At 39.0% G+C, this 23101-nt stretch carries 25 protein-coding genes; 7 read left to right on the forward strand and 18 right to left on the reverse strand.

Features of this window, described 5'->3' with window-relative positions:
• Positions 1 to 2: 2 nt before the first annotated feature.
• The 5 genes from ACKTT2_RS45055 (at position 3) to ACKTT2_RS45075 (ending at position 2579) form a co-directional block, all read left to right on the forward strand.
• Positions 3 to 827 carry a hypothetical protein gene (locus ACKTT2_RS45055; protein ID WP_407898971.1) on the forward strand — a complete coding sequence of 275 codons (825 nt, stop codon included), beginning with the start codon at positions 3 to 5 and terminating at the stop codon, positions 825 to 827.
• Positions 828 to 918: 91 nt separating this feature from the next.
• Positions 919 to 1077 (forward strand): hypothetical protein, encoded by a 159-nt coding sequence (locus ACKTT2_RS45060; protein WP_407898973.1) that lies wholly within the window; start codon positions 919 to 921, stop codon positions 1075 to 1077.
• Between the two features lie 20 nt (positions 1078 to 1097).
• Complete coding sequence (locus tag ACKTT2_RS45065) at positions 1098 to 1316, forward strand: hypothetical protein (protein ID WP_407898975.1); 219 nt, start codon at positions 1098 to 1100, stop codon at positions 1314 to 1316.
• A gap of 298 nt (positions 1317 to 1614) precedes the next feature.
• The gene (locus ACKTT2_RS45070; RefSeq protein ID WP_407898977.1) at positions 1615 to 2007 is read left to right on the forward strand and encodes a hypothetical protein; all 393 of its coding nucleotides are present in this window, start codon (positions 1615 to 1617) and stop codon (positions 2005 to 2007) included.
• Positions 2004 to 2579: a hypothetical protein gene (locus tag ACKTT2_RS45075; protein ID WP_407898979.1), complete on the forward strand. Its 576-nt coding sequence runs from the start codon at positions 2004 to 2006 to the stop codon at positions 2577 to 2579. Before ACKTT2_RS45070 ends, ACKTT2_RS45075 begins: the two co-directional genes overlap by 4 nt.
• Here ACKTT2_RS45075 and ACKTT2_RS45080 read toward each other — a convergent pair.
• Positions 2473 to 3279 carry a hypothetical protein gene (locus tag ACKTT2_RS45080; RefSeq protein WP_407898981.1) on the reverse strand — a complete coding sequence of 269 codons (807 nt, stop codon included), beginning with the start codon at positions 3277 to 3279 and terminating at the stop codon, positions 2473 to 2475. The genes ACKTT2_RS45075 and ACKTT2_RS45080 overlap by 107 nt on opposite strands.
• Before the next feature lie 210 nt (positions 3280 to 3489).
• On the opposite strand from ACKTT2_RS45080, the gene ACKTT2_RS45085 reads away from it, so the two are divergent.
• Positions 3490 to 3714: a hypothetical protein gene (locus ACKTT2_RS45085; RefSeq protein WP_407898983.1), complete on the forward strand. Its 225-nt coding sequence runs from the start codon at positions 3490 to 3492 to the stop codon at positions 3712 to 3714.
• Between the two features lie 94 nt (positions 3715 to 3808).
• A complete protein-coding gene (cas1, locus tag ACKTT2_RS45090) occupies positions 3809 to 4789 on the forward strand; it encodes a CRISPR-associated endonuclease Cas1 (protein ID WP_407898986.1) in 981 nt (326 codons plus the stop codon).
• Between the two features lie 85 nt (positions 4790 to 4874).
• Here cas1 and ACKTT2_RS45095 read toward each other — a convergent pair whose 3' ends face one another.
• From ACKTT2_RS45095 to ACKTT2_RS45175, 17 genes are all read right to left on the reverse strand, one after another.
• Positions 4875 to 11492 (reverse strand): phage tail tape measure protein, encoded by a 6618-nt coding sequence (locus ACKTT2_RS45095; RefSeq protein WP_407898988.1) that lies wholly within the window; start codon positions 11490 to 11492, stop codon positions 4875 to 4877.
• Positions 11493 to 11718: 226 nt separating this feature from the next.
• Positions 11719 to 11934, reverse strand: a complete 216-nt coding sequence (locus tag ACKTT2_RS45100) for a hypothetical protein (RefSeq protein WP_407898990.1) — start codon at positions 11932 to 11934, stop codon at positions 11719 to 11721.
• Between the two features lie 59 nt (positions 11935 to 11993).
• Complete coding sequence (locus tag ACKTT2_RS45105) at positions 11994 to 12425, reverse strand: hypothetical protein (RefSeq protein WP_407898992.1); 432 nt, start codon at positions 12423 to 12425, stop codon at positions 11994 to 11996.
• 64 nt (positions 12426 to 12489) lie between these two features.
• Positions 12490 to 13281 carry a hypothetical protein gene (locus ACKTT2_RS45110; protein WP_407898994.1) on the reverse strand — a complete coding sequence of 264 codons (792 nt, stop codon included), beginning with the start codon at positions 13279 to 13281 and terminating at the stop codon, positions 12490 to 12492.
• Between the two features lie 58 nt (positions 13282 to 13339).
• On the reverse strand, positions 13340 to 13792 hold the full coding sequence (locus tag ACKTT2_RS45115) for a hypothetical protein (RefSeq protein ID WP_407898995.1): 453 nt from the start codon (positions 13790 to 13792) through the stop codon (positions 13340 to 13342).
• Positions 13789 to 14130: a hypothetical protein gene (locus tag ACKTT2_RS45120; RefSeq protein WP_407898997.1), complete on the reverse strand. Its 342-nt coding sequence runs from the start codon at positions 14128 to 14130 to the stop codon at positions 13789 to 13791. Before ACKTT2_RS45120 ends, ACKTT2_RS45115 begins: the two co-directional genes overlap by 4 nt.
• Positions 14130 to 14711 (reverse strand): hypothetical protein, encoded by a 582-nt coding sequence (locus tag ACKTT2_RS45125; RefSeq protein WP_407898999.1) that lies wholly within the window; start codon positions 14709 to 14711, stop codon positions 14130 to 14132. Before ACKTT2_RS45125 ends, ACKTT2_RS45120 begins: the two co-directional genes overlap by 1 nt.
• A 220-nt stretch (positions 14712 to 14931) precedes the next feature.
• On the reverse strand, positions 14932 to 15300 hold the full coding sequence (locus ACKTT2_RS45130; protein WP_407899001.1) for a hypothetical protein: 369 nt from the start codon (positions 15298 to 15300) through the stop codon (positions 14932 to 14934).
• Between the two features lie 57 nt (positions 15301 to 15357).
• The gene (locus ACKTT2_RS45135) at positions 15358 to 15711 is read right to left on the reverse strand and encodes a hypothetical protein (RefSeq protein ID WP_407899003.1); all 354 of its coding nucleotides are present in this window, start codon (positions 15709 to 15711) and stop codon (positions 15358 to 15360) included.
• 40 nt (positions 15712 to 15751) lie between these two features.
• A complete protein-coding gene (locus ACKTT2_RS45140) occupies positions 15752 to 18427 on the reverse strand; it encodes a beta strand repeat-containing protein (RefSeq protein WP_407899005.1) in 2676 nt (891 codons plus the stop codon).
• A gap of 1 nt (position 18428) precedes the next feature.
• Positions 18429 to 18782 carry a hypothetical protein gene (locus tag ACKTT2_RS45145; protein WP_407899007.1) on the reverse strand — a complete coding sequence of 118 codons (354 nt, stop codon included), beginning with the start codon at positions 18780 to 18782 and terminating at the stop codon, positions 18429 to 18431.
• Positions 18783 to 19319 (reverse strand): hypothetical protein, encoded by a 537-nt coding sequence (locus ACKTT2_RS45150; protein ID WP_407899009.1) that lies wholly within the window; start codon positions 19317 to 19319, stop codon positions 18783 to 18785.
• Between the two features lie 5 nt (positions 19320 to 19324).
• The gene (locus ACKTT2_RS45155; protein ID WP_407899011.1) at positions 19325 to 19894 is read right to left on the reverse strand and encodes a hypothetical protein; all 570 of its coding nucleotides are present in this window, start codon (positions 19892 to 19894) and stop codon (positions 19325 to 19327) included.
• Positions 19895 to 21145, reverse strand: coding sequence for a hypothetical protein (locus ACKTT2_RS45160; RefSeq protein WP_407899013.1), 1251 nt, complete (start codon positions 21143 to 21145; stop codon positions 19895 to 19897). It lies immediately after the preceding gene.
• Positions 21145 to 21450, reverse strand: a complete 306-nt coding sequence (locus tag ACKTT2_RS45165; RefSeq protein ID WP_407899015.1) for a hypothetical protein — start codon at positions 21448 to 21450, stop codon at positions 21145 to 21147. The genes ACKTT2_RS45160 and ACKTT2_RS45165 overlap by 1 nt, the downstream gene beginning before the upstream one ends.
• Before the next feature lie 4 nt (positions 21451 to 21454).
• Entirely contained in the window at positions 21455 to 22687 is a 1233-nt protein-coding gene (locus ACKTT2_RS45170) for a hypothetical protein (RefSeq protein WP_407899017.1), read from the reverse strand.
• Complete coding sequence (locus tag ACKTT2_RS45175) at positions 22684 to 23100, reverse strand: hypothetical protein (protein ID WP_407899019.1); 417 nt, start codon at positions 23098 to 23100, stop codon at positions 22684 to 22686. The genes ACKTT2_RS45170 and ACKTT2_RS45175 overlap by 4 nt, the downstream gene beginning before the upstream one ends.
• Position 23101: the final 1 nt, after the last annotated feature.

The raw sequence follows: 23101 nt of genomic DNA on the forward strand, positions 1-23101 counted from the left end.
GAATGGCAAGATGTAAAGCTGCTAAAATCTACAAATCTTATTATGAAAATTACACGGGATTGAACGGTGCGGGTTGCTATGCTCAAATTATAGGTGTGGCTTACGAATATAGTATTTGGACTGATGATATTGCAGATAGAGATGAAATTTATGTTTACAGCGATGGTTCAGTTTTCATGCAAAGAGTTGATATGTTTCCTGAATTTTGGCACATATATTTTGAGTGCGGACATCCTCGTAGAAGTTATTACAATTGGGATACCTGGGATGATTTACACCCTGTAGAACAAGAATGTTTGGCTGTAGAAAATGATATTGGGTTTGTTTCAGCGTGGAAAAGTGTCGAACTTTTCTTGAATGAATACAGTAGACTTTATCCTGAAAATTGTAAGTTGCTAAAATGCGATCTTTATAAGTTTAATTATATATGTCTTACCAATGATGTTTACACCATGTACAATAATCGTTGGAGCTACCCGTCCAGAACTCTTTACGGTTTTAATAATAAACCTTCTCTCATTGAATATTATTTCTGGTTAAGAGTTTCCGCAAAGAATCAATGGCAAAGTGAGTATTGTTTTGACATATTCTTACCTCGTTACGGAGAAGGGCGAAATCTGGCAAAAATAATATTTCCGACAAGAGACGATCTTAATTTTGAATGTAGCGGTAGCTTTTTACCGGATCCCTGTAATACATTTTTCAAAAATGTTTGTCGAATATTTGAAGAAAAAGTAAGCAAATCTTTGGTTTCAGAATTATCAGAAGAAAGCCAAAGAGAATGGAGGTTGAGATACTACAGAACGTACAAAATGGGAATGGTGTAAACACATGACCAAATACTTCATTGATACAGAATTCATAGAAAATGGTTATAAAATGGGGTAAAATATAAACATACGACCAGGTTTTAGACATATGGGAATACAAACTAGGTGGACAGATGTTGAGAAGCAAATCATTAATAATAATCATCACGCACTACTCGGAGCAAGAACTGTACGAGAGCGCTATACATGGCTCTGCGAGCAACACAAACTTGCTATTCTAGGATTGGCACAATTAAACCCTCTTTAGAGCTTCACAGGTATCGGAAAATGAATGATGAAAATATTGAACGCATTATTCGCAATCTCATGTCATCGTCTCGTATTGATGGTGATGTGAAATACGACAAAGATCGCCACACCTGTTTTCTAACAATACGCGATCGTTACGTCAGTCAAAGTTTCTTTTGCGATCTGAATAACTTGTGGACTGAAGGTGACATATTTGATGATATGCAATATGAGGAAAGTGAAGATGAGCAACCATAATCCCATAACAGTGAAAATTGACTCACAAACAACGTATATTTGTAATTTAGAAGGATGGGTGTTAGAAAAAAGATTTAAACGCGAGTTTATGAGGAGCGCATTTTTAAATTCACATGATTATGAAACCGGAAACAAAACGTACATAACAAAAACACTATCTTGGAAATTTCAACAAGAAATAATTATGTGATTTGTCAAGATTATTGGGATAATTATCGTTCGGAACAATTCTTATATTATCACGAAGGATTACCACCAATAGCCGATAGACTGAATTTACAAGAATGGGAAATCGATAATGAATAATGCCGAAATACCAACGGTAACCCACAGTTCTCAAATAGGAGAACATACATATCATTTCAATCTAGATAGTTATCTCATACACGAATATTCCAAATACATAGATTGTGATGAAAAGCGAGTATCGTATGCGTTAGCCGAACATCCAACAGGTATTATATATGTTGCGCGTGAAATTGGTGTTCGTGAGAATCGAAGAGATAGAACGCATAGTATGTATGATACTTATTTACATAACGTTACTTCAGATAGTTATGAAACACGACATACAGCTTACTACAGCGAACGTGGTGTTCATATACAAACTGTGGAAACAAAAATATGGACTAAAGGTGTTCCAAAAGAGCAGTTGAAACGGGAGTTGTTTGAGGAGAATAATGTAACATGACGAAAACTTGGAAACCCATATGTTCCACACATGAAGTTAGTTTGAGATTTGCCATTAACGGAATGACTGTTAAGCAAATTAAGCAATTATGTACGAAACTAGGAGGTATAGAAAAAAGATATCGTACAATGAAACGCCATGAACTCATTGAAATGTTGTTTCAGAACTATTGTGGTTTTGATGAAAATTTTATGGTAAGGATTTCACCAGATGACGATATGGTAGAACAAGTTGCAAATCAAATAGGCGCAGAATCTATGAGAAAAATGAATCTTGTGCCTAAGTTCTTTTTTGAGGACGAAAGACAAACAATGAATAGAAAACAAACAGTCGAGATTGAATGGTTTACGCCAAATGATAAGTTACCAGAACAAGCTGTAATCGTTTTGGTAAATACAGGCACTCAAATAATGATTGGGTATTACGGTAGTTACAATAGGTGGTTTTATTTTGCAGGTAATAAGTTCAACAAGATAGACTATCTGCTAAATGTGAAGGAATGGGCGCATCTCCCATCTGATATCGATTCAATTGCATCTGAAGTGTCGCCAATTTCTCTTTCGCACGATTGAGCATCATCACCTCAGTAGCATCGCTCGGACTTGCGTATTTTTCTACAAAGTACCGAGCGTCTTCTATTTGTCCCAATAATGATGTCAGTTCAGATTGTCGTTCGAGATATTCATCCAACTCTTTATCGACAGTTTGACATACGTCCTCTACCTGCGGACGGATTTGTTGTAGAAAAATAGGTGTAGGAAGCGGGTTGGCTTTCCACTGTTGTTCGATGTTAATTGTTTGCTGACAATCGGGGAGGCGTAGTACAAGTGTACGAGTGCCGTCTTTGTGGGATTGCCATTCAACTTGTTCTGGTGCGGGTTTTGAATTTACAACACGCAATTCCTTGATAACCTCGGTTGCTTGGAGTTGAGTCACTTCGTGTTGGGCGATCGCTTCCAGTGCTTCTTTATTGGAAGGTTGACCCAATCTGAGGAGTAAAGGTATTCCCAGTCGAACGGCAGTAATGTAAGCCAATTGTTCCGATATCTTCCAAGCATCTATGAGTTTGTTGGTTTCTCGGATACTTAAGCCTCTATTTTCTACCATTTTGTTGAACTTACGCACGCTACCTTCTTTTAATCCATCCAATCGTCGTCCAGCATCTAACATCATGGCGGTTGCCATCTCCATCATTTGGACGATTGTTTCTAACTCTCCTTCAGGATCTATAATTTGAGCTGGTTTCAGGGTTGCGGAAAGTTGCGAATTCATGTTACTATGACTCCAGAATTAAATGGAATATTTGGCAAAAGCGCATCACCTATTGGTAAAAGTGGGTGGTGTCTTTTACTTTTGTGGACTAGCTTACCACAGAATTATGCGAATTAAAATAATTTTCTCAGAGAATAGTCGGATACGCTTGACATTTATGGATAATGCGATACTATGCTCGAAAATAGAACATGGGTACTGGGAGAAAATATGACTAAATCATCAAATGAAAGAATGGATCGTCTAACCGCAGAAACTGCACAAGATCGTCAGCAAGCCGCAATCGACCGTCAAGAATTCCGTACTGAAATTCGACAGATTTGGGAGTATCTACGCGATCGCTCGAGCGCGCAAGCCGTACATAGTGCTTATCGCATGACAGCGCAAGCTGAAAGAGCGCTTATCGCTTTGGGTGGTAGCAGCCCACAAGATTAAAGTTTGAAAGGAATCGAACGTGTATAAGAGAAATATATCAATCCCAAAACCTTCTAAAAAATTAGAATCGGAAAAGATTTTACCCACTTTATTTTTGAAACCGTACACTAAAATTGAGTTAGCTGAAGACGATCGCAATTATGTTTATTTAATTAACCCAGAACACAATTATTCTCAATCTTTACACCTCTTAATTGAATTAAGAGCCATACTAGCAATTGAACCAATAGAAATTCCTGCTGAAACTTTATCAACATTATTGAAATCGCAAGTTCCAGTTGTCATTTTTGATATCTACGGGAACTGTGTTGGTAGAATTGAACCAAACTATAAAAACAATTCTAATTTGATCGAAGCTCAAACACTCGCAGTAGAACCAAAGAAAGTTGCTATCATGCAAAACTTTTGTTGGGGAACTTTTCGCAGAAACAGACGGTTTTTGATGCGAAACCGTCGAGAGGGCATTGAGAACGAGATCCTGGATAAAGCAACATCGGAATTAAATTATCTCTGTGACGGTATCTTTAAAATGAATTCTATAGAAAGCCTGAACGGACTGATGGGAAAAGCATACTACCTCTACTATCCCGCTCTCTTCACCTGCTTGAGGTATTCAGGATGGGGATTTACCAGCCGTTCCGATAACTCTCCCGTCAACAGAATGTTAAATTTTGTGTATAAACTGTTGGAACAAAGTTGTAAAACTGCGATCGCAGGAGTTGGGTTAAACCCCTATCAAGGAATCTGGCACCAGTCTTACAGAGAGCAGCTAGGATTGGTATCTGACTTGGCGAACGAATTTAAGTGTTATGGAGATGCAATTGTAGTTCGTTGTATCAACCGACAATATATAACTTTGAAAGATTTTGACGGGTACTGGGATAGCGATCGTTTGCCTCCTAAAGTGGTGCAAATTCTCATTAAAGATTATGAGAAAAAAATGACCGAAAAATTCACATATCCTCATGTAAACCTAAATTGTACTTATCAAGAAGCTATTTTCGTACAAGCAAAACAAATTGCATTATTCTTTCTTGAGGAAATCGATGAATATTACGCTATTGATTTGAGGTAAACAAAACCGCCAATGAAGTAGTTTGGCGGTTTTCTGGATTGAGAGCACATTGTACTCATCAATCATCACATCTCGCAGAGCGAAATTATTTACCTAGTTCAGTATTCAAGGATCGTAACACATCAGTCAACTTTTTAGTTGTCATTACCGAACTATCCATTAATTTCTTCTCGAAGTCTTTTGTACCATCAGTTCCATTCACTGTTATAGTATTAGTATTCGTAAAATTCACAACTATAGGTTCGTTTGACTTAGGCGAACTAGTTATTTGTTGCGTTTTAATTTCTCGCGCTTTCTTTAAATTTGGAGCAACAACACCGTTAGCTATAGTTTGCGTACTATTAACAACTGGCATTTTTTCCAACATAGTATTCATAAATTGCTCGAATACTGGTTGTATAATATTTGGATTAAATACACCTTTGTAATATTCCTTAGATGTATTCATTTCTGTATCTTCTAATCCATCCAACATATCTTTCATTCCTTCTTTGATTGCACGATATATATTATCTTGAGCGCCACGACCGAACATGGTCTTCGCATATCCGATTTCCGCATCTTGACGTTCGTTACCCTGTTTGCGTGCTAACTGATATCGCTGCATCTTTTCCTCGTAGTTGAGAAGCCCTTCTTTCTGTTGTAGAAACATATCTTCCATACCTTTTGAGGAATACTCGAATTTCTTAGCTTCCAGTTGTGCTTTGGATGCTTCTTTTTCTTCGTCAGTCTTGGTTTTATCAGCCAACACTTTTTTCGTCTCAGCTTCCTGTACCTTGACTTCTGCTGCTAGCTTCATCTTTGCTACAGCTTGCTCTATCTTCTGACGTTCGAGAGCTATGCGGTTGCTCTTGATTTGCATCTCCAGAATATCTTTTTCTATCTTCTGTCTGGAGTTGAGTGTTAGCAGTTCTTGCTTAGCTGCCAGTTTCGCTAACTTCTGTTTCTGGTAATCGGTAGCTGCCAAATCCTGAGCCATCTGAAATTTGCGCTTGATATCATCCTGTTCGGACTGCATCAACTCCTGTTGTTTTTGGAGAATGGTAGTACGCATCTCATACTGTTTGGTCAACAACTCTTGCTGTAGCAATTGCTTGTTGCCAGATATTTCTGCTAGTTGGGCTTGTATGTTGGCTTGTTGTGCTTGTTTTTCGTATGCGGCAAGTATCTGGTTTTGTTTGGCGAGTTGTAAGTCAATGAGTCCACCTTCACGTGCGATCGCCTGTCTGCTTTCCATCTCCTCGAATGCGTACTTGTTAATTTCCTGTTGATTCTGACGCTGTTTGTCGAGTAGCTTGTTGGTCGCTTCAATACCAACAGCTTCTTGTTTGTTGGCTTGCAATTTTAACTGAAGTGATTCTAGTTCTTCCTTGCGTACTTTGAATTGTTCGGCTTTCTTGATTTCGAGTTCGAGGAGTTTGCGCGAACTTTCATTTTCCAGTTTGCGAATGTTCAGTTCCAGTTGTTGACGCTGGAAACCAAGATCGAGCAGTTTCTGTTGGTAGACGAGCGACTGTCGTTCTTGTTTGGCGGCGATTTCGCGGTTCTTTTCCTGCAACTCGACCGACTTCAATTCCAGGTCAGCACGTTTTTGAAGGTCTGCTGTGATTCGTAATTGATTGGCTACTTTACCCGATTCAATATCGTTGAGTGCTAGTACTGCTTTGTTACGAGCTTCATATAACTTAACTTCCTCCTGTATGAGGTCTGCTGTAGAAGAAAGTGTTTGAATTGACTTCTGGTATCCGAGTTTGGTCGCTTCTGTTTGGTTCTGAATCAACTTGATGCGTTTAGCGTGTTCGCGTTCGATTTCGGCAGTGAGCAATCGCTGATAGTCAGCTTGCTTGCCAAATATCTCAGCTTCAATGGCGAGTCGCTTCTCTTTATCCTGACCTGCCAATTTAAGTTGTTCGCGTAATTGTGCTTCTTGCGATTGTATTTGACGTTTCTGGAACGCCGCCAATCTGTTGACAGCTTCTTCCTCACCAATTGTTGCAGCTTCTTTCTGGTACTGGAGAAGTGCTATTTCTTTGGTGATACTAGCTTGTTGTAGCTTGTACTTGTTGTCAATTTTGCGCTGTTCTGCGTCAAGTTCTTGTTTGGCGATTTCCGACTTCACTCCGAGTATCTGAGTCTCCAGTTGTATCTTTTTCTCAACATCATTCTTGACAAACTGTAACTGTTTTTCGAGTTCTTGTTGTTGTAACTGTAATTGTTTCTTACGTAAACCATCTATTTTTTCTACCGCTTCTATTTCACTCGTTACCCTGCGATCGCGCAACAACTGAGCAAGTGCTATTTGTTTGCTGACACCATCTTGTTGTGCTTTGAATTGCTCCTCAATACTCTTCTTCTGTCCGTCGATGAGTGAAGCATTGTATTGGTTTTGTAATAGAAAAAGCTGAGCTTCCATCTGCTTTTTCATTGCTGGAGGTAGTATGTTTGCCAGTAGTTTGAGTTGTTCTTCCTGAGATCTGATTTGTTCTTCCAATGTCTGACGCTGTATTTTGCGTATTTCTTCATTTGCCTTACGTGAAGAAATAACACCCGCTTCTGAATTAGCTCTCATTATTTCAGCTTCAGTATTCAATAACTCCACAACTTCCTTACTACCTTCTTGAGCGAATTTGATGGCTTGTTGATATTGCTGAATGACGTAACCTGCATCGAGTGCCTGATTCATCTTCTTCTGACTGCCTTCGACCGTTTTTTCTAACTCGTTAATGATTCGTTCGGCAGCATCTTTACCTTTGATATATCCGGCTTCATATTGTTGAGCGATACCATCAAATACACCAGCAGCTTTTGAGTCAAACTCATTGAGAACTTGAGTGAGTTCAGAAGTGTCGATCTTTACGGTTTTCATTTTTCCGTCCACTTCCGTAATGTACTCACCAGTACCGTTCATGATGGCGGCAACTTTCTTCGAGTACTCCTTGAGGTCTTTTTCAGATAGACGCAAGCCTTTACGCAATTTGACTTGTATTGCGTTCACAGCCCCCTCAACGTCTTCTTTGGTGGTTGTGTTCTGTTTGTCTTTCGGATTGACTGTAAGGTCGTTATCTTGTACTCTCTTCAACAATTGATTTCGTTGTTGTAAATATTCAACGTAATCTTTCAACTCTTGTTCGTTTTGAGATTTTTTTGTCTTCAATTCTTCAGCACGTGCAGCTAATTTATCTCGTTCTGATGCCAGTCTACGATCTCCTTCGCTAGCGTTTTTCTTTTCTACTTCTTTCAAATTATCGTAATGTTCTAATTGTTTATTTAATGTTTCTATACGTTTTTCATTACTAGAAATTTCAGTATCGATTTGTTTATTGTTGGTTTCAATTGTATTCTTTATAGTTTGAATTTGTGTGGCATCTAGAATTGTGGCGGATTTAATAAGTTTGTCGATATCTTTTAATCCACTAAAACCTTCTTTCATTTGTTTTGTGGATTTGATGAGATTAACAATAGAGGTGTCAGTTGCACGTACTGCTTTATCAATTTCATTGAACGTACCGACCATTTGATCGAGACGTATCATACCAACAAATTCATCTAATTTTTTCTTCGCTTCGTTTGTAATTTTTCCTATTATCTTACCGACTTCGTAATAAACTCTCAATATTGGGAAACTAGCCGATAGTAAAGCTTTCGCTGTGGGAAGTATTGATTTGAAAGCCTCGCCAATTTCATAACCAATTCCCTTGTATTCATCGAGTTCTTCAACTTCAGCTTTTAAATCCAACAACCTCTTGCGAGATTCAAAGTTTAGTTTCTTTTCTACACCTAATTTTTCCAACGCTTTTATCGTAGATTCTTTTTGCTCCTCATTTATCTTCTTCATTGACTCTTCCATCTGTCTCAATTGAGCAGTCGTACCGAAAAACTGGTCGTGAATGATTCCAGCAGCAACAATGAGGGGTAACGCTGCTTGGGATAGTACTGCCAGTTTGGGTGCGAAAGCTGCAAGTCTCGTACTGATATTTGCTAACAGTCCACCTATCTTACTGAAACCGGACATTAACGGTGCTAGCAATTTACCGAAATCAAACTTACTAATGTTAGCGATCGCATTCTTCGCTCCATCACCACTTATTTTCATCTCTTTGAAGAACAAGTTATTGAGGAGATTGTTCTTCATTGTCACTTTACCAGCGAGCGTCTGCACCTCCATCAATTTCCCTTCAGCGATTGCTTGTTTGATAGCGGCAGCTTCCGCTTGTCGTTTCAGTGTAATATTGAGTGCTTGTGCGGCATTATTGCGCTGTTGAGCTTGGGTAGAAAAAGCTTTGGCAGCAGCTTCTGCTTTCTCAGCACGTTCGATAAGTACGGATGCTTTTGCACTGTCGTATTTCGCTGCCGATCGCAATCGTTCGGCACGCGCTGACATCTGAGAAGCTTTGTTGTTAAGGTCTGCTGCTTCTGCTTCGAGTCCTTGTACTTTGAGATTTTCTCGTGTATTTGCTAGTAACTTGTTCTTGGCGGCAGTTCTAGCTTCAGTCACCTTACCTTCTTCTGTAGCTATTTTGTTGGCGAGATCGGCTTGCTCTTTCTCTTTTGTTTTATATTCATCTTGCAGTTTAATCTGCTCGTTTGTATTGATTGATTGTTGTTGTTGTAAATCTAGTATTTGTTGACGCACCTCATATGCCTGTTTGAAGTCTTTGTTACCAATTGCTTTCTGTAACTGTTCTTCAGCTTGTTTGAGGTTGCGTTTGTCTGCTACTTCTTTTTCTATCAATTTGCTTTGTCGTTCTGCGATAGAAAAAGAGTCTTTATTGAGTTGGTTACGTTGTTCCTGAAGTGCTGTCAGTCCTTTAGTCGCTTCAATGACACCTTTGTCTTGCTTCAGTTGGTTTTCAATGATTTTCTGACGACCTTCAATGGTGTTGTTTAATTCTTTGGTGACAAGTATGTGTTCCTTATCCAATCCAAGTATTTGCTTGATTGTTGTAAAGCGATCGCCTTCACCTTTCCACAATTTTTTCACCAATTCGGTTCTGTTGGCGGTAACAATGTTCAGTTCGCTGGTGATGAGCAATCGGGATTGGTCGATACCAATGATTTGTTTGAGAACTGGGAGAATTCCCGCATTTGTTTTAATGAGTCCTCCCACTATCTGCACTTGTTCGAGTAACTTACCATTCATGAACAAGACAGTTGCTCTCCAACTCATGTAAGCACCGAACGCTTTGAGTACAGTTCCCGTTAGTATTCCAATGACATCATTTACCTTAGAGATCGCCATTTGTGCGGCTAACCACTGCACGATCGCCCGTTTCTGCCAATCGGGAATGCTCGTAATGATTTTGGTGAGGTTTTCGAGTGCTTTCACACCTTCATCAAATACTGGTGCTAATGATTCGCCGAACTGAATGAACGACTCGGTAACGCGATTGACAATCGCTTCAAACTTCTCAGCTTGGTTTTTCAGTTTAATCCCGAATACGTTGTCAAGTGCCTCAGTTGCCAATTTCCCTGTTTTTGTCACCTCAAACATACTGGTAGAAAAAGACTTTAGTTTCTCAGCGTTATTGCTCATCAAAGCAAGTGCTGTATTGTATGCTGTTGCTTCTGGTATGATTTCCGCAAGTACGGCAGCATTACCTTTTGCTGCTTTGTTTAAGTCGTTGAGGGCATTTGCAAATCCCTTGGTGCGTATCTCATTAATGTCAAACTTGATGGGTTTTCCACCTTCATCTCTCAATTCGCGCAATGCTGCTTCTGCTTGCGGTGTCTTGTTGATGATGATGCGAAATAGGGCTTCCAAACCAGTTAGCGCACCTGGAGTATTAAAACCCTGAAGTGTAAGTGCGGCAACCGAAGCGCCCAATTCTTCTAATTTTATCTTGGCGGCATTCGCAGTAACGGCAGCTTGAGCAAAACCATTACTGAGTTCGGGAATGGTAGTAACACCTTGAAGTACTGTCTGGTTGAGGACTGCTGCTACTTTCGTAGCGTCTGACGCTGCCATATTGTAAGCACTGATGGTTTGAGCTAGCACTTTCATCGTGGCTCCAGTATCAGCACCACCGCCTTTAGCTAACTTCAAACCTGCTACCATTACGGCTTGGTTGTCAGCCGCTTCTGTAAAACCTGAAGATGCGGCTTCATAACTGGCACTGAGAGCCTGTATGGATGTAATGGCATTCTTCAATTCGCCGTTAACGAGTTTTTGAATGTTACCGGACAGATTGACAACAAACTCATCATTTTCCTTGAATAGTGTTTTGACTTCAGTGAGCGCTTTGTTGTATTGGTTGAATTGGCTGATAGCCGTCAATCCGAAGTTCTCTAAGGCTGAAGAACTACCTGCGATCGCGTCGTTGAGTTGGGTGAATTGGTCGATGATGCCACTATTGAAACCAGATGCATTCATCGCTTTCACACCATCGTTCAATCCCGATAGTGCATTACGCGCATCGTCAGCACCTTTTTTGAATATGGTGAATATCTTTGCAGCACCGAGTCCGGCAACTAACCTCTGGGAAAGTTGATCTGTTATTTTGAGTGTGGCATTGAATTTAGTTACTGCTACTTCATTCTTGATGAAGTTCTTACCCATCGTATCCAAACCAAAATTGGCGATCGCTAGCTTCATTTGGAGAGCGCCAATTCGTTCGTTGACCTTATCTACAACCTGCGTGAGATTGTCTTCAGCCTGGAACGCGAGTGTAACGTTTTGGTTGTAGTTCTGGTCTTGTGTGTACATAGTGAAGGAAGGAGGAAGAAGAAAGATGGAAGAAGGAGCTATATCTTTCTTCTGCTCCTCTTATATTTGTAACTTTTGAAGAGTTGACACTAAAATACGTTGTAATTCATCTACTTCTTTCATGACTAGTACAGCGTGGCGGAAGTAACTATACCATTAGGATTGAGATAAAAGCTTCAGTAACAAGGGTTTATGCCCTCTGCCCTCTACCTCCTTACCTCTTCCTTCACTCAAATGCCATGAGTTCGTTGATTGTTGTGACTTGTCCGTTCACTTTTACTTGGTCCTCCAACGCATCGCTCTCACGGAATGCCGCCCAATCTGTTTCTACCTCTTCTCTATTGCGTACTTCTGGATCTTTTCTAATTTCGCACGTAGCATCCATGATTTCTTTGATTTGGATGTTGTCGAAGTTTTGATAAAGAAGGAGTGCGTTTTGCACTCCTCCATACATTTCAATCAGTTGTGCGAATTCAATATTGTGTGAATCGCCGGAGAACTTTACTCCACTGTTTCCGGTCGGGCTTTTTTTATTCCTTCTTGCGATGTGGTGATGTGATCTAGTTGATGTAGCTCAGAGATAAGGCTGGGTTTGTACCATTCACTACCTTCGTGAACGGCAATCATGTTTAAAGGTATTCCGTTATCATCTGTAGATTGAGTAAAAAATATTTTTGCTAGTTGATTGAGGTCATCTTCAAATTTGGAGAGTTCGACCAATCCGCCACCAACTACAGGTAACATTGTTGTTAATTTTTCTATTGTTGACCATACTGTATCATCTGAAATAACTGAACCAATACCTGCATAATTGCGAACGAATGCTGCAATTAAATCTTGTTGTAGGGTAATGAGGTCTTTCAATTCCGCACGTTTTACACGTTTGACTTTTACAACTGAACCATCATTATATTTAATTTCAAAGAATTCCATGTTTGTATAACCTTAATGAACGTAGTGTTTAGAATACTCCAATCTATTCTATCTCTTATGTTCGTTAACAACCAACAAACTTACCAGTATAAAAGAATTCGTATGGGAAGCATTGTCCTGGAACTTGGTTAATGAAGAAAGGTATTTCAACCGATTCAGCATTACTATCAATTGATGCACCATCGAAACTAGGTGTTAAGTTATCAGCTTTAAATATGATAACTTCGTTGTTTGTAGTAATGAGTGAAGCACGAATCTTGTGTGCGCCAACTAGGTTATCAGCAATACCTCGACCAGTGAATGTTTCGCTGGTTACGATAGAAACAGTTTCCTGTGCTGTTACTAAGTTATCGCTGAATTTAAGAGCAAAACCAGCACCAACAGCAAATGTATCGTTCACGGCTCCATCGAACGTAGAAAAAGGTTGTTGTACTAATTGTACGCTTTCGTTATCGCGAGAGATAGCGGCTTGCGTTGGTTCGTCAATAACAACATTCTTACCAATACGAGCAGTGTCGGTAACAGCAGCATACAACGCTTGTGTTACGAGAAGGTCTTTCACTACGTTCAACTTCTGAGTCTTCGGTTCAAATTCGTTACCAATTTTGAACTGAAGTGTTTCTGGTTGAAGGTGCGAATAAACAACGCGCAATGTAGGCATTCTTCCCTTGATATAAGAAGATGCACGAGTTGTTTCACCTTGAGAATTCTGCGTCATCTGAATGCGTTGATCGATCGCGTTATCGATTGTGAATCCAGTTGGTTTGGGAAGGTGAAGAATAGCATTATCGGATAGGCGCAACAGTTTGAGTTCTGCTACACCTTTGATAGTGCGGTTAATTTTTTCAATAGTCATAGTTGGAGGAATGAGCGTGAAGATGCAGTTCGCTGTTTGATGCAACCAGTAGCAACTGCTAATTACCTTCTATTCCTTCTGTGGTGTTAAATGAAAAGCGTAGAAAACTGTAAACGGGAATACCTAGTTCCGTGGTTAATGTGCGATATTCACACGCTTTTGACATTGGTTCTATAAATATATTAATGTCGTGTATTGCAAATGAAAGTATTTTATTTATATTAATATCTACCCAGTTCAAGTATGGCAACAAACCATACTGTTCGGGTAGTGCTAACCCATACTGTAATTGTAACGTTGACTTTCGTTTATTGGAAGGCATATACTGCGAGCGAACTCTATATACCTTTAATACCGGATAATCTTGTGTGGGTACGTTGTAATCGTCGAAGTTGCGTGTTGTATTTACAATTAACGTATTAGGTATTGGATTGCGGCGATTTAACTCATCTTTCAAATATTTAACAATACAATCTGTCGTACAATCATTATATATAGTAGTTTCACTCATTTAGTTAGTATATGTTTTATTGTAGCTTCAACTATATCTTTGCTTAATTTCGTTATGGGTATTTTGTTGTACTTTTTTACTACACTAGGTTGGACGTGTAATTTAACTTGTTTGGATACAACAGCTTCGTTAAATGATAATATCTTTTTTATTTCTTTGTTTTTTGGAATTACCTGAAGTGGTACTAAACCCGCACTAACTTCGAGTGTAGCTTGTGGAAATTTATTGTTTAGTTCGTTTTGAATAATTGGAACGCTCGAACGTAGCGTTCGTATTTTTGAAGCAACACCATTCATGCATTCACTGTATTCGTTGAGTTCTTTATATTGAATGTGCATTACAACCACCCGAAATCAATTACACGTTTTACAGATTGCGCTGCACTATTGTTTCTACGTTCGATATATGTAGCGCTGTTGGTTACGAGGTCGTTCATTTGATAGTTCAATCGAACTGTTTCCCCTGGTAGAAAAATTGGTTGTGGTTGAGTGACGCCAGGAATCATTTGTGCTGGCGGTTGACCGGGAATCATGATATTGATACCATGTGTCAGCATCTGTAGCATTGCATAGGCGTGTTGGCGCATATCCACGCCTGCACCAGATACATCGCCGCCCATTTGACTCATGCCGCTTCCGGTGTAATGTATCTTGATAAGTTCGGATACAACGAGACATTCTACTATTTCAGCGAGTATGGGATGACCGTAAATGAGTGGCATCTCATATAACTGTGTGAGTATGAGGTTCAAAAACTGTTCTTTCTCGTATATCAGTTGGTCTGTGAGTTCGTCATCGACCTTGATAGACGGAATTGTTTGACTGTATGGAGGTGCGGCGATTGGGTTTGTTTGCACGTTGAGTTTTCCGCGAAGACGTCGCGCAATTCCTTCTTTGGTGCAGTAGATTGGTGTGTACATATTAAAGTCCTAGTATTTTTTTCCAAGACCTTATTTCTCTACTGGTGTGGTTTACTGTACTCCAAATCTTTTGTCCTGTTTGGATTGGTTTTAATCCTGTTTCAACTGAGTCTTTTGCGTTTTTTATTTGTTCTCGATTTACACTTAAAGATTTCACCTTCCTTTTTTTTTTATCTCTTCCGCGCTTGAATTCGACAACATCTGATAGAAAATACATAGTTTATCCTTTACGTTTGCGAGATGTAGTTGGTTTTTGAAAAACAGGTTCCTCATCCTTTTTTTCTACCACTATTTCTTCAACTACTACTTCATTTTCTTGCGGAACTACTTCTTCATCAACTACATTAGCTGTAAGAACTACTGCTTCAATACGGCGTTCGCTATCACCGTTTAATATACGTATTCTACTATCGGGATTAATATGTTCGGTTGATAGTACTGTTTGTACTGTTGGTACGACGAAATCTTTATTATCTCTGATGTATATAGGTAGTTCGCCGTATAAATATGGTTCTTTACGTGCAGGATATCTGTTACCTTGTCTGTCGATGAACTCGCGAATGACTTGTACTTGTGTGGTGTTTTCCATAGTTATTGTTCTAGTTTGTTAAATACCTCCAATACTATGGTATCTTTATCAAATGAATTATGCGTTTTCTGCTGTATCGCCTGCTGCTGTTAGGAAGCTGTTGAAGTTTATAGTTTTATTTTTAGTAGCCACTGATAGCGATGGGGTTGTTCCACCTACACTATATGTAGCAGCATTACCAAAAAAACTATACACTTGAGGATCGACAGTCAACGTATCATTGAGGAATACTAAAGGTACGACAATACGAAATGCAGTTTTTTGAACAGTCGCTGTATCATCTTTAGTTACCGTACTAATGATATCGACAACAAAGTTACCACCTGTTTCAGCAACAGCAGCAGAGAAACTAGTGTTTTTTGTTGTAGTTGTAGCTGGTTTTGGTCGATTGAATGATGGAGTTAGTGACATATACTTGTATAAATAATATTATTGTATCAGTTTTAAAATGCTACCAAGCAGATAAAAGCGATCGCTTCCAAGAATTTGTGGCTACGCATAAATAAATTGCGTCATCGCAAAATCTAATTTCACCAGCAGTTCCTATAGTTGTTGATGATGCAGGTGCAGTGTTGATAGCTGAGATAAAAAATTGATTTGCTCGAACAGCGCCAGAGACAGCAGCGCCATTGCTAGTTGGATCTGTTGTTGTGCCTACAAGAAAATTTTGCGTAACTCTTGCTCTTTCCGTACTAGATTGGGAGCCGCTACCCGAAGCTATGGGTTGAGGAGTTGCAAAAATAATCGCACTGGTTGCAGCATTTCCAGATCCATTACCCGATCGCAATGCAATATTTGTTCCCGCAACGTTCGTGCCACCTACACCAGAAGGTCGAATTTCTGGAGGAGCACCACCACTAAAAGTTAGTGCTGAAGTTGTTTGTATGGGTCCGCCAAAGCTAATCGTTGCACCAGTTCCCCTGCCGACTGAGAATACATTCCCTGTTTTTGTAACTCCATCATCTGCAAAGGCTTGAATCTGGAAAAAGCTTCCAGCGTTCGAGCCAGATTCTCCTGTCGTTTCTGCTACAATTCTCCATCTCGTGGAGCCTGCGGTTTGTAATTCAAGTATTCTGTTACTCGCTGCCGCACCATTGACTTGTACAGATCCAGATGTTGTATTGTTTCCAGAAGATATCGCGCCAGTTGCGTTAACTGTGCTAGAAAAAGATCCCGTGATTCCTGCGATCGCACTAGTGGAAGTAAGGCTACTAACTGTAGCAGCACCAGCGCTAAGAGTACTAGCAAATATAGCAGCACCAGTTACACCAAGAGTACCGCCAATATTTGCATTGAGAGCAATTCCTAAGCCTCCCGCCGTTTTGATAGCGCCAGTCGTTGCGCTCGTGGATTGAGTTGTGTTTGTAATATTTAGAGGTTGGGATGGATCGAAAGAGCTTCCTCCACCTCCAACACCAGTTGCAGTTCCAGTCACCGTAAGGTTATTTACAGTAAGGGTTCCATCAAAGTTACCATTACTTCCATAAATGTTACCGCTAACGCCAAGACCTCCGGCTGTAGTTAAAGAACCAGTTGACTTGCTTGTTGATGCAGTCGTATTAGTTATTGCGATCGGTTGGGATGGGTCGAATCCACTGTTAATCCCGCTTACAGTTCCAGTGACTGTAAGGTTATTTACCGTTAAAGTCCCGGTAACTTTTGCGCCACCATTAACTTGTAGTTTGTTATTTCCATCATCTGTTGTAGAGCCTATTAAAAATGCTCCCGAAGGCGATAGTCTAGCTTTTTCTGTAAGAGTTTGTAAATTAGTTCCCGATACTATTGGATCGCTTGTCCAAAATGCGATCGCACCCCCAACAGCATTTCCTGTACTTCTTCCAGTCTCAAGATTGAGTGTTACGCTTGAGGTATTCGTACCGCTTACGTCTGCTGTTTTCAGGCTATCAGCAGGTGAAGACAATATAAGATCTGTATTGAAATTTGTTGAAATACCTACACCAGAAAAGTTGTTAACGTTCATCAACAAATTCGTAGTTGGATTGCTCGAATCTATTAAATAGCTACCAACAAAATGAGTCCCAACAATTGCATCAATTTTTATATTTTTACCGCCAGAAACTTTAATTGCATAATCAGACCAACAGGTAGTGATATCGCTTCCGTTGTAGCGGAAGTCAGTACCGGAAAGTCCAGTTACGAACACTTCAGTAGAATCTTTTATGACTAGTCCAAAACCACGAATATAAGTATAAACTCCATTGTTTACTGAGTTACCAACCCAGTTTGGAGGACGACCATTAGCATCAACTCGGCACGCATTTAATACGATATCAGAACAATTTTCTATCAATATCCCATTCTGATATTCTTCTTGAGGTTCGCAAACATTTAAATGGCAGCGTGCGGAATTCTTGACTCGGATTCCTGCGGTTCTGCTACTATTATCTTGCCTTCCGTTGTATATAGATTTTGTTTCTGTTACATAAACATTGCCAACTCCATCCAAAAACATTCCTTGAAATTCACAGTTAGAAGGGTGCGCTCTATACAGATATGAATCGGAAGTTGCTACCAAATAAAAACCGATATAGCACTTATTTACGCGCACGTTGTTAACACGTAAACCTTTAATATTAAAGTTATTTTTTTCTACAGAATCGTAACCGTAGCCTCCTAATTTTACGCCGTATCCCGCACAGTTTTCGATAAGCAGATTTTCTAAAATTGGATTTTGTTCGACGTTTGCGCTACCGTATCCGACAAGCTGTTTTTGATAAAAGGAAATTCCATCACCTGCTGTATTTCCAGTTGGGTTACCGGAAGTGTTGTAGGGATCTTTTCTGTTGCCGTCAATGCGTAAATTTCGGATAACAACGTTTTGAGCAATATTAACAGCCTGAGAAAACCCAAACATATTAGCATTGAGTCCAGCTTTTGCTTTGACTGTCGTTGCAAGAAATTGCCCTTGTAAAGTTATATTAGATCGGAAATTTATCGTACTTCCAATAGTAAAAGTACCTTCACCCAGTATGATAGTTCCACCAGTTCCAGCAGCATCTAATTTAGAAATATAAGAGGCTATCAAAGGAGCGTAATCCGTAATGTTACTTTGATAGGATATATATATAGTATTATTTGTAGTTGCTACTTGTAGAAATTCAGCCATATTAATTAATTCCTAAAAATCTTACGTTGATATTTGGCGTTCCTCCAGAAAAAGAAACAAAATTAAATCGAATTCTGTATAAAGCAATTCCTTGTAAAACAAAAGAATAGGTACCATTTTGTGTTTTTGTCGTATCGGTTTCTGTAGGAGATAAATTTCCCCATCGGACACCATCATCGGAACCCTCAAGCCGCACGACAACGTTTGAGCCAATAGACGCGATCGTATAGAAACAAGTTATTTTTGAGTAGGGCGTTACGTCTAAAGCTTGCGTTGCCCCAACGGCAGATAGTGTTGGTTCTGCGGGGAATTGGAATACAGTTGGATTATTTTTATCGATAGTTTGTACAGCCATTTAATTTTCCTCAATTTCAAACAATCCATTTAAATCTATAGAAAATCTCATAAAATATTTTTTACATAAACTATTAAGATTACTAATTTCTGTTTCTGTGAGTTTTTGAGGTAACCCAGAGATAAGAGAATTCCATAATATTTGTAGAGCCAAATAATTAGGATTTTCTGCATTGCTGGAATAGTCCATTAATAAACTTTCAAATCGCGTTACCGATCTTTGATTTGTCGTTTGATTGGCAATGCGATTGTATGTAGAATTGGTCATTGCTACTAGATTAAAGTTTTTCCAATCGGGATTGGGCTTTGGTTGTGGCGGTGCTAGGTCTGGGCGGTCTCTGAGTTCATAATTTAAATCTTTATCTTGCGCCCAATTTTCCCAAATAGATTTAATAGAATTGCGAGTTGGTTCATAGCTAATGAAATTCCAATCCATTTGCCTGGTTGATGGATTGTAAGGAGTTTGGGCAAAGTAATCGTCTATTCTTATATGAATTGTTTGTAGAATTCCTGTAGAATCATAGCTGAATTTTATCATTTTAATTACACCCTTGCTAATCTATATTTTATTTGTCCTAAAAAAAATGTTGCTGGAGCACTACCATTTTTTACTATAGATAGTACCAGTATTCTATACTTTATTGAAGCAGACGAAACTTGTAGAAAGAAGTTGATATTTTTAGCTGTCGATATTTTATAAGTATCAGAATTTGTCCAATTTTTCGTATCGATAGAGGAAATTAAGGTTCCTTCAAGAACTCCCATAGAACCAAATCCAACTAAATTACAATTCCAATAATCAGTATTACTATAAATCGATCCAGCATTAGAACTTCCAATGACTGTAAATTCTTCAACAAATAAGTTATTACTGGTACTATCAATAACTAAATAATGGGGCAATGCACTGTTAGAAGAAGAAGCTGCCCCTGTCGCTTCACCCACTTTTTGAATTAATTGATTGGTGCTCAGCCAATAAGTACCATTCCAAAACCATTGTTTAATTAGATCGCCATTAACGTTTCTCTCTTTCCAAATTTGCCCTCTTTTAGGAGAAAGTGGAGGGCTACTTGAATCTATGTATAATCCATTCTCAATAATTTGTACCCCCATTTAGCACCCCACAAGATTCAAGCTGATATTAGGTGAAGTCCCGGTCAGAGTATTTGTATTTGCTCTTATATACTGCGTAGGAGTATTTAGTAAAAATAGAATCCCGCCATCAGCAATATCCGTGAAGGTGGCGACAGTTCCCCATTTATTACTATCTACACTTATTTGAATTTCAATAGATAGCGCTGTAAGAGTACCGCTATTGAGTGATAGTTGTATCTGAAAATCTTTGTAGGTGCTTCCAAGGTTTATAGTACTGCCATTACCAGTTGCAGTTCGGTTTGCAATCAACTGTATTGATTCGGTTCCAGTCGCCACAAAACCCCTACCAAGTCCCGCACCGTTAGCAACGTTGGGCGATCGCCATCTTATATAATTAGCTCCAGCAGATAGCAAAGAAGCCGCACCAACAAAAGAGTTTACAAAACCCAACCAACTATCATTTAAAGCAATGCTTGAAGGAATGCTTATAGAAGAATCGTTAAAGAGATTTATATTTGCAATTACAGTTCCAGAACTGTACGAAGTTAACCTCAATCGAAAATATCGTGCTTGTTTGTTTCCGGTGTAAAGCCCATTGGTAGAAGTTGATGATACTGCTCCCTCAAACGAAGATGAATTTAGGCGACAAAAATACCAGTTTGTATTGTCATTACTAACCTCAAAATTTACAAGAGCAATGTGACCAGATCCTATTTGAATGGAAATAGCAGAGGCTTGATATTGATCGAAATCGATTACATAAGTTGCACCCGATGCTGCTAAGTTAGCTGTAAGATTGGCTGTAATTGCTCCTCCACTTCCACCACTACTACTTCCTTGAGATACGCTTCCTGTGGTTAAAGCCAAAGCAATATTTGCAGATCCAGAAGTTAAAGAAATGGCTCTAACTCGGAAGTTGCTAGAAGCAGAAAAGTTACCAAAGAATGTTCCGTTTGCTGTTGTGGAAGTTCCACTAAATCCCGCATCATTAGTAGCAGTCGCTGGATTCCAAATGACTCCATCTACGCTTTTTTCAAATTGTAAAATTCCTGCAAAAGTTCCAGAAACTTGAATTGAAAATGAGCCGTATCCAGTTCCCGCGATCGCAGCAACAGATCCGGTAGTTGGCGTTCCTGTAATAATTTTCTGGTTGGATGCTCCAGTTACCTCACTAGAGGCAGAATCGGCGCTTGTTATAATTCCAGAAGCAATAGTTGGTAGAACTTTAGTTTTTAAATTGTAATCGCGATCGTAAGCTTGAGTTAGCATTAATTTCCTCCGGCGTTGTAGGGACAGTCAGTAGAAGATTGGCAAGTATCGGGGTTAGTATTAATTGGGGAAAAATAAACGTCAGCATCATTTAAATAATGATTTTCCGCCGTACAATTATTCATATGTTCGTTAATTTTTCCTAGGTATTGACCAACCCAGCTATTCCAATGCTCTGTATTGTATAGGCTCATAGGATCTATAGGATTGCCGTTTTCATCTAAATAAAGAACTTGCATTTTTGCACCGCAGTGATTGCAGGTAGCGTGATAGAAAAGAGCAGAAAAGTATTGTGCTATTTGCATAAAATTAAATTGACCAATAAGTTGTGTAAATTTTTGCAGTTGCTGGTTGAGAACCAGTAATTATATCCACTCTTGAGTATCGAGTAGAAATTTTAAATTCTGCTCTACCGGAAGAATTGGCAGGTATTATTAAATCAGGATAAGGTACTAATGTTGAATCGCCAGAAGTTTCAATGAATCTAATAGTTACTGGATTATCTGTAGAATAAATTAAAGTCATTCTAGATCTAGTGGCAGAATCTCTCACTGTTCCACTAATGGTAGTATTAGCAGAAATTTGCATAACGTTTTCAGTATTAAAACTAGCGCTATTAATTACGCTAACAACTCCAGTGTTGCCGATATTTACAGTTCCGGTAACTGGTAGAGCTAAATTACTGCCACCTCCACCACGACCCCCAGTAATTTCAGCAGACATCTCTTCAATGTCTTGAACTAATATAGAATCAATGGTTAAAGAAGTAGTACTCGTTGGTGCGGTAGAGCCATTTTTTACTCTTATTTGAATGTGGTAATCCAAACTAGGATCTGGGATTCTTCTATTTTTAGTGGCACTACTCCCTCTTGCATTTGAAGTATCTATCGATTTAACGAAATAATTAATTTCTTCTAAGGAAGTTTCTATTTCAAGTATTTGTGCGGAATTTGTAGCAGAAGCAAGTCCTGTAACTGTAAGTATAGAGAAAGAATTATTATTATTTGCGGCGTCTGCTTTATAAGATGTATTACTAGTACCATCAAACAAAAATCGAGCATAGTGTCCGCCAGTAGCATCAACTATTTCTAAATATATTTCTTGATTGACTATTCTCTGAGAAATTGAAGCAATGAATTCTGTTTTAAACGGAATCGTATAAGTTTGAACGGAGCGAATAATTGTTTCTGAATTTGCTGTAGTTCCACTAGTTATTGTTAAATCAGAATTGGTAACAGATACAGATTGCCCTGTACCCGTTTGCACGAGCGTCCAGTTAGCAGCATTTAAAGATGTTCCAGGGAAATCGTCGCGGAATTTCTTATTAGTATTTTTTACTAATACAGAATCGTGGTCGCTAGCCAATACCATTGAATGTGAATTAGCTTTGGCTTGTTGACCCTTCGCCAATTTAGTATTCAGCAATCTCTTGATAAATTGCTGAATACTAAAAGCTCCATTATCGTTAGTTGCCTCAGCATCGTTTGGAGAGCCGATTGCAATTTGTATTAGTTTTTCTACAGAAGATTTTAAATAGCTCATATTGAATTACCCATATTATTAATAAACCAGTTCCCCCCTTCCAGTTGCTCTTGAGTTTTAGCAGAATCAAGCCAGTATTGAGGAAGAAAATCTATAACTTTAATTTGCTTATCCTTATTAGTTGCGATCGCATTCCTCACTTTTTCTATATCCTCTCCCGTTATTTTCTGAGCGTTCTGGAAGGGTTTTAGGAATTTGTCGAGTGCGCGATCGTTGGCAAGAGAATTGACAGGAAGTAAATCGTCTTCTGGAAGTATTAATACGACTTCTTTGGTTATGGGGTGAACGAGCCAACCGCAGTAATATTCACTCACGTCTTCAGTAAGTTGAGTTGATAATGGTCGAGATAATTCGTAGAGAGCTTTGGATAAAGATTGGGCTATTAATTCTGAAGTTATAGGGATATAAATCATA

The organism is Scytonema hankhaensis NUACC26, from assembly GCF_045865695.1.
GTDB lineage: Bacteria > Cyanobacteriota > Cyanobacteriia > Cyanobacteriales > Nostocaceae > Scytonema.

Bases quoted from the DNA above. Each gene is read 5' to 3' on its own strand.
- ACKTT2_RS45055 (WP_407898971.1), top strand. From the start codon at position 3: ATGGCAAGATGTAAAGCTGCTAAAATCTACAAATCTTATTATGAAAAT.
- ACKTT2_RS45060 (WP_407898973.1), top strand. From the start codon at position 919: ATGGGAATACAAACTAGGTGGACAGATGTTGAGAAGCAAATCATTAAT.
- ACKTT2_RS45065 (WP_407898975.1), top strand. From the start codon at position 1,098: ATGAATGATGAAAATATTGAACGCATTATTCGCAATCTCATGTCATCG.
- ACKTT2_RS45070 (WP_407898977.1), top strand. From the start codon at position 1,615: ATGAATAATGCCGAAATACCAACGGTAACCCACAGTTCTCAAATAGGA.
- ACKTT2_RS45075 (WP_407898979.1), top strand. From the start codon at position 2,004: ATGACGAAAACTTGGAAACCCATATGTTCCACACATGAAGTTAGTTTG.
- ACKTT2_RS45080 (WP_407898981.1), bottom strand. From the start codon at position 3,279: ATGAATTCGCAACTTTCCGCAACCCTGAAACCAGCTCAAATTATAGAT.
- ACKTT2_RS45085 (WP_407898983.1), top strand. From the start codon at position 3,490: ATGACTAAATCATCAAATGAAAGAATGGATCGTCTAACCGCAGAAACT.
- ACKTT2_RS45095 (WP_407898988.1), bottom strand. From the start codon at position 11,492: ATGTACACACAAGACCAGAACTACAACCAAAACGTTACACTCGCGTTC.
- ACKTT2_RS45105 (WP_407898992.1), bottom strand. From the start codon at position 12,425: ATGGAATTCTTTGAAATTAAATATAATGATGGTTCAGTTGTAAAAGTC.
- ACKTT2_RS45110 (WP_407898994.1), bottom strand. From the start codon at position 13,281: ATGACTATTGAAAAAATTAACCGCACTATCAAAGGTGTAGCAGAACTC.
- ACKTT2_RS45115 (WP_407898995.1), bottom strand. From the start codon at position 13,792: ATGAGTGAAACTACTATATATAATGATTGTACGACAGATTGTATTGTT.
- ACKTT2_RS45120 (WP_407898997.1), bottom strand. From the start codon at position 14,130: ATGCACATTCAATATAAAGAACTCAACGAATACAGTGAATGCATGAAT.
- ACKTT2_RS45125 (WP_407898999.1), bottom strand. From the start codon at position 14,711: ATGTACACACCAATCTACTGCACCAAAGAAGGAATTGCGCGACGTCTT.
- ACKTT2_RS45130 (WP_407899001.1), bottom strand. From the start codon at position 15,300: ATGGAAAACACCACACAAGTACAAGTCATTCGCGAGTTCATCGACAGA.
- ACKTT2_RS45135 (WP_407899003.1), bottom strand. From the start codon at position 15,711: ATGTCACTAACTCCATCATTCAATCGACCAAAACCAGCTACAACTACA.
- ACKTT2_RS45140 (WP_407899005.1), bottom strand. From the start codon at position 18,427: ATGGCTGAATTTCTACAAGTAGCAACTACAAATAATACTATATATATA.
- ACKTT2_RS45145 (WP_407899007.1), bottom strand. From the start codon at position 18,782: ATGGCTGTACAAACTATCGATAAAAATAATCCAACTGTATTCCAATTC.
- ACKTT2_RS45150 (WP_407899009.1), bottom strand. From the start codon at position 19,319: ATGATAAAATTCAGCTATGATTCTACAGGAATTCTACAAACAATTCAT.
- ACKTT2_RS45155 (WP_407899011.1), bottom strand. From the start codon at position 19,894: ATGGGGGTACAAATTATTGAGAATGGATTATACATAGATTCAAGTAGC.
- ACKTT2_RS45160 (WP_407899013.1), bottom strand. From the start codon at position 21,145: ATGCTAACTCAAGCTTACGATCGCGATTACAATTTAAAAACTAAAGTT.
- ACKTT2_RS45165 (WP_407899015.1), bottom strand. From the start codon at position 21,450: ATGCAAATAGCACAATACTTTTCTGCTCTTTTCTATCACGCTACCTGC.
- ACKTT2_RS45170 (WP_407899017.1), bottom strand. From the start codon at position 22,687: ATGAGCTATTTAAAATCTTCTGTAGAAAAACTAATACAAATTGCAATC.
- ACKTT2_RS45175 (WP_407899019.1), bottom strand. From the start codon at position 23,100: ATGATTTATATCCCTATAACTTCAGAATTAATAGCCCAATCTTTATCC.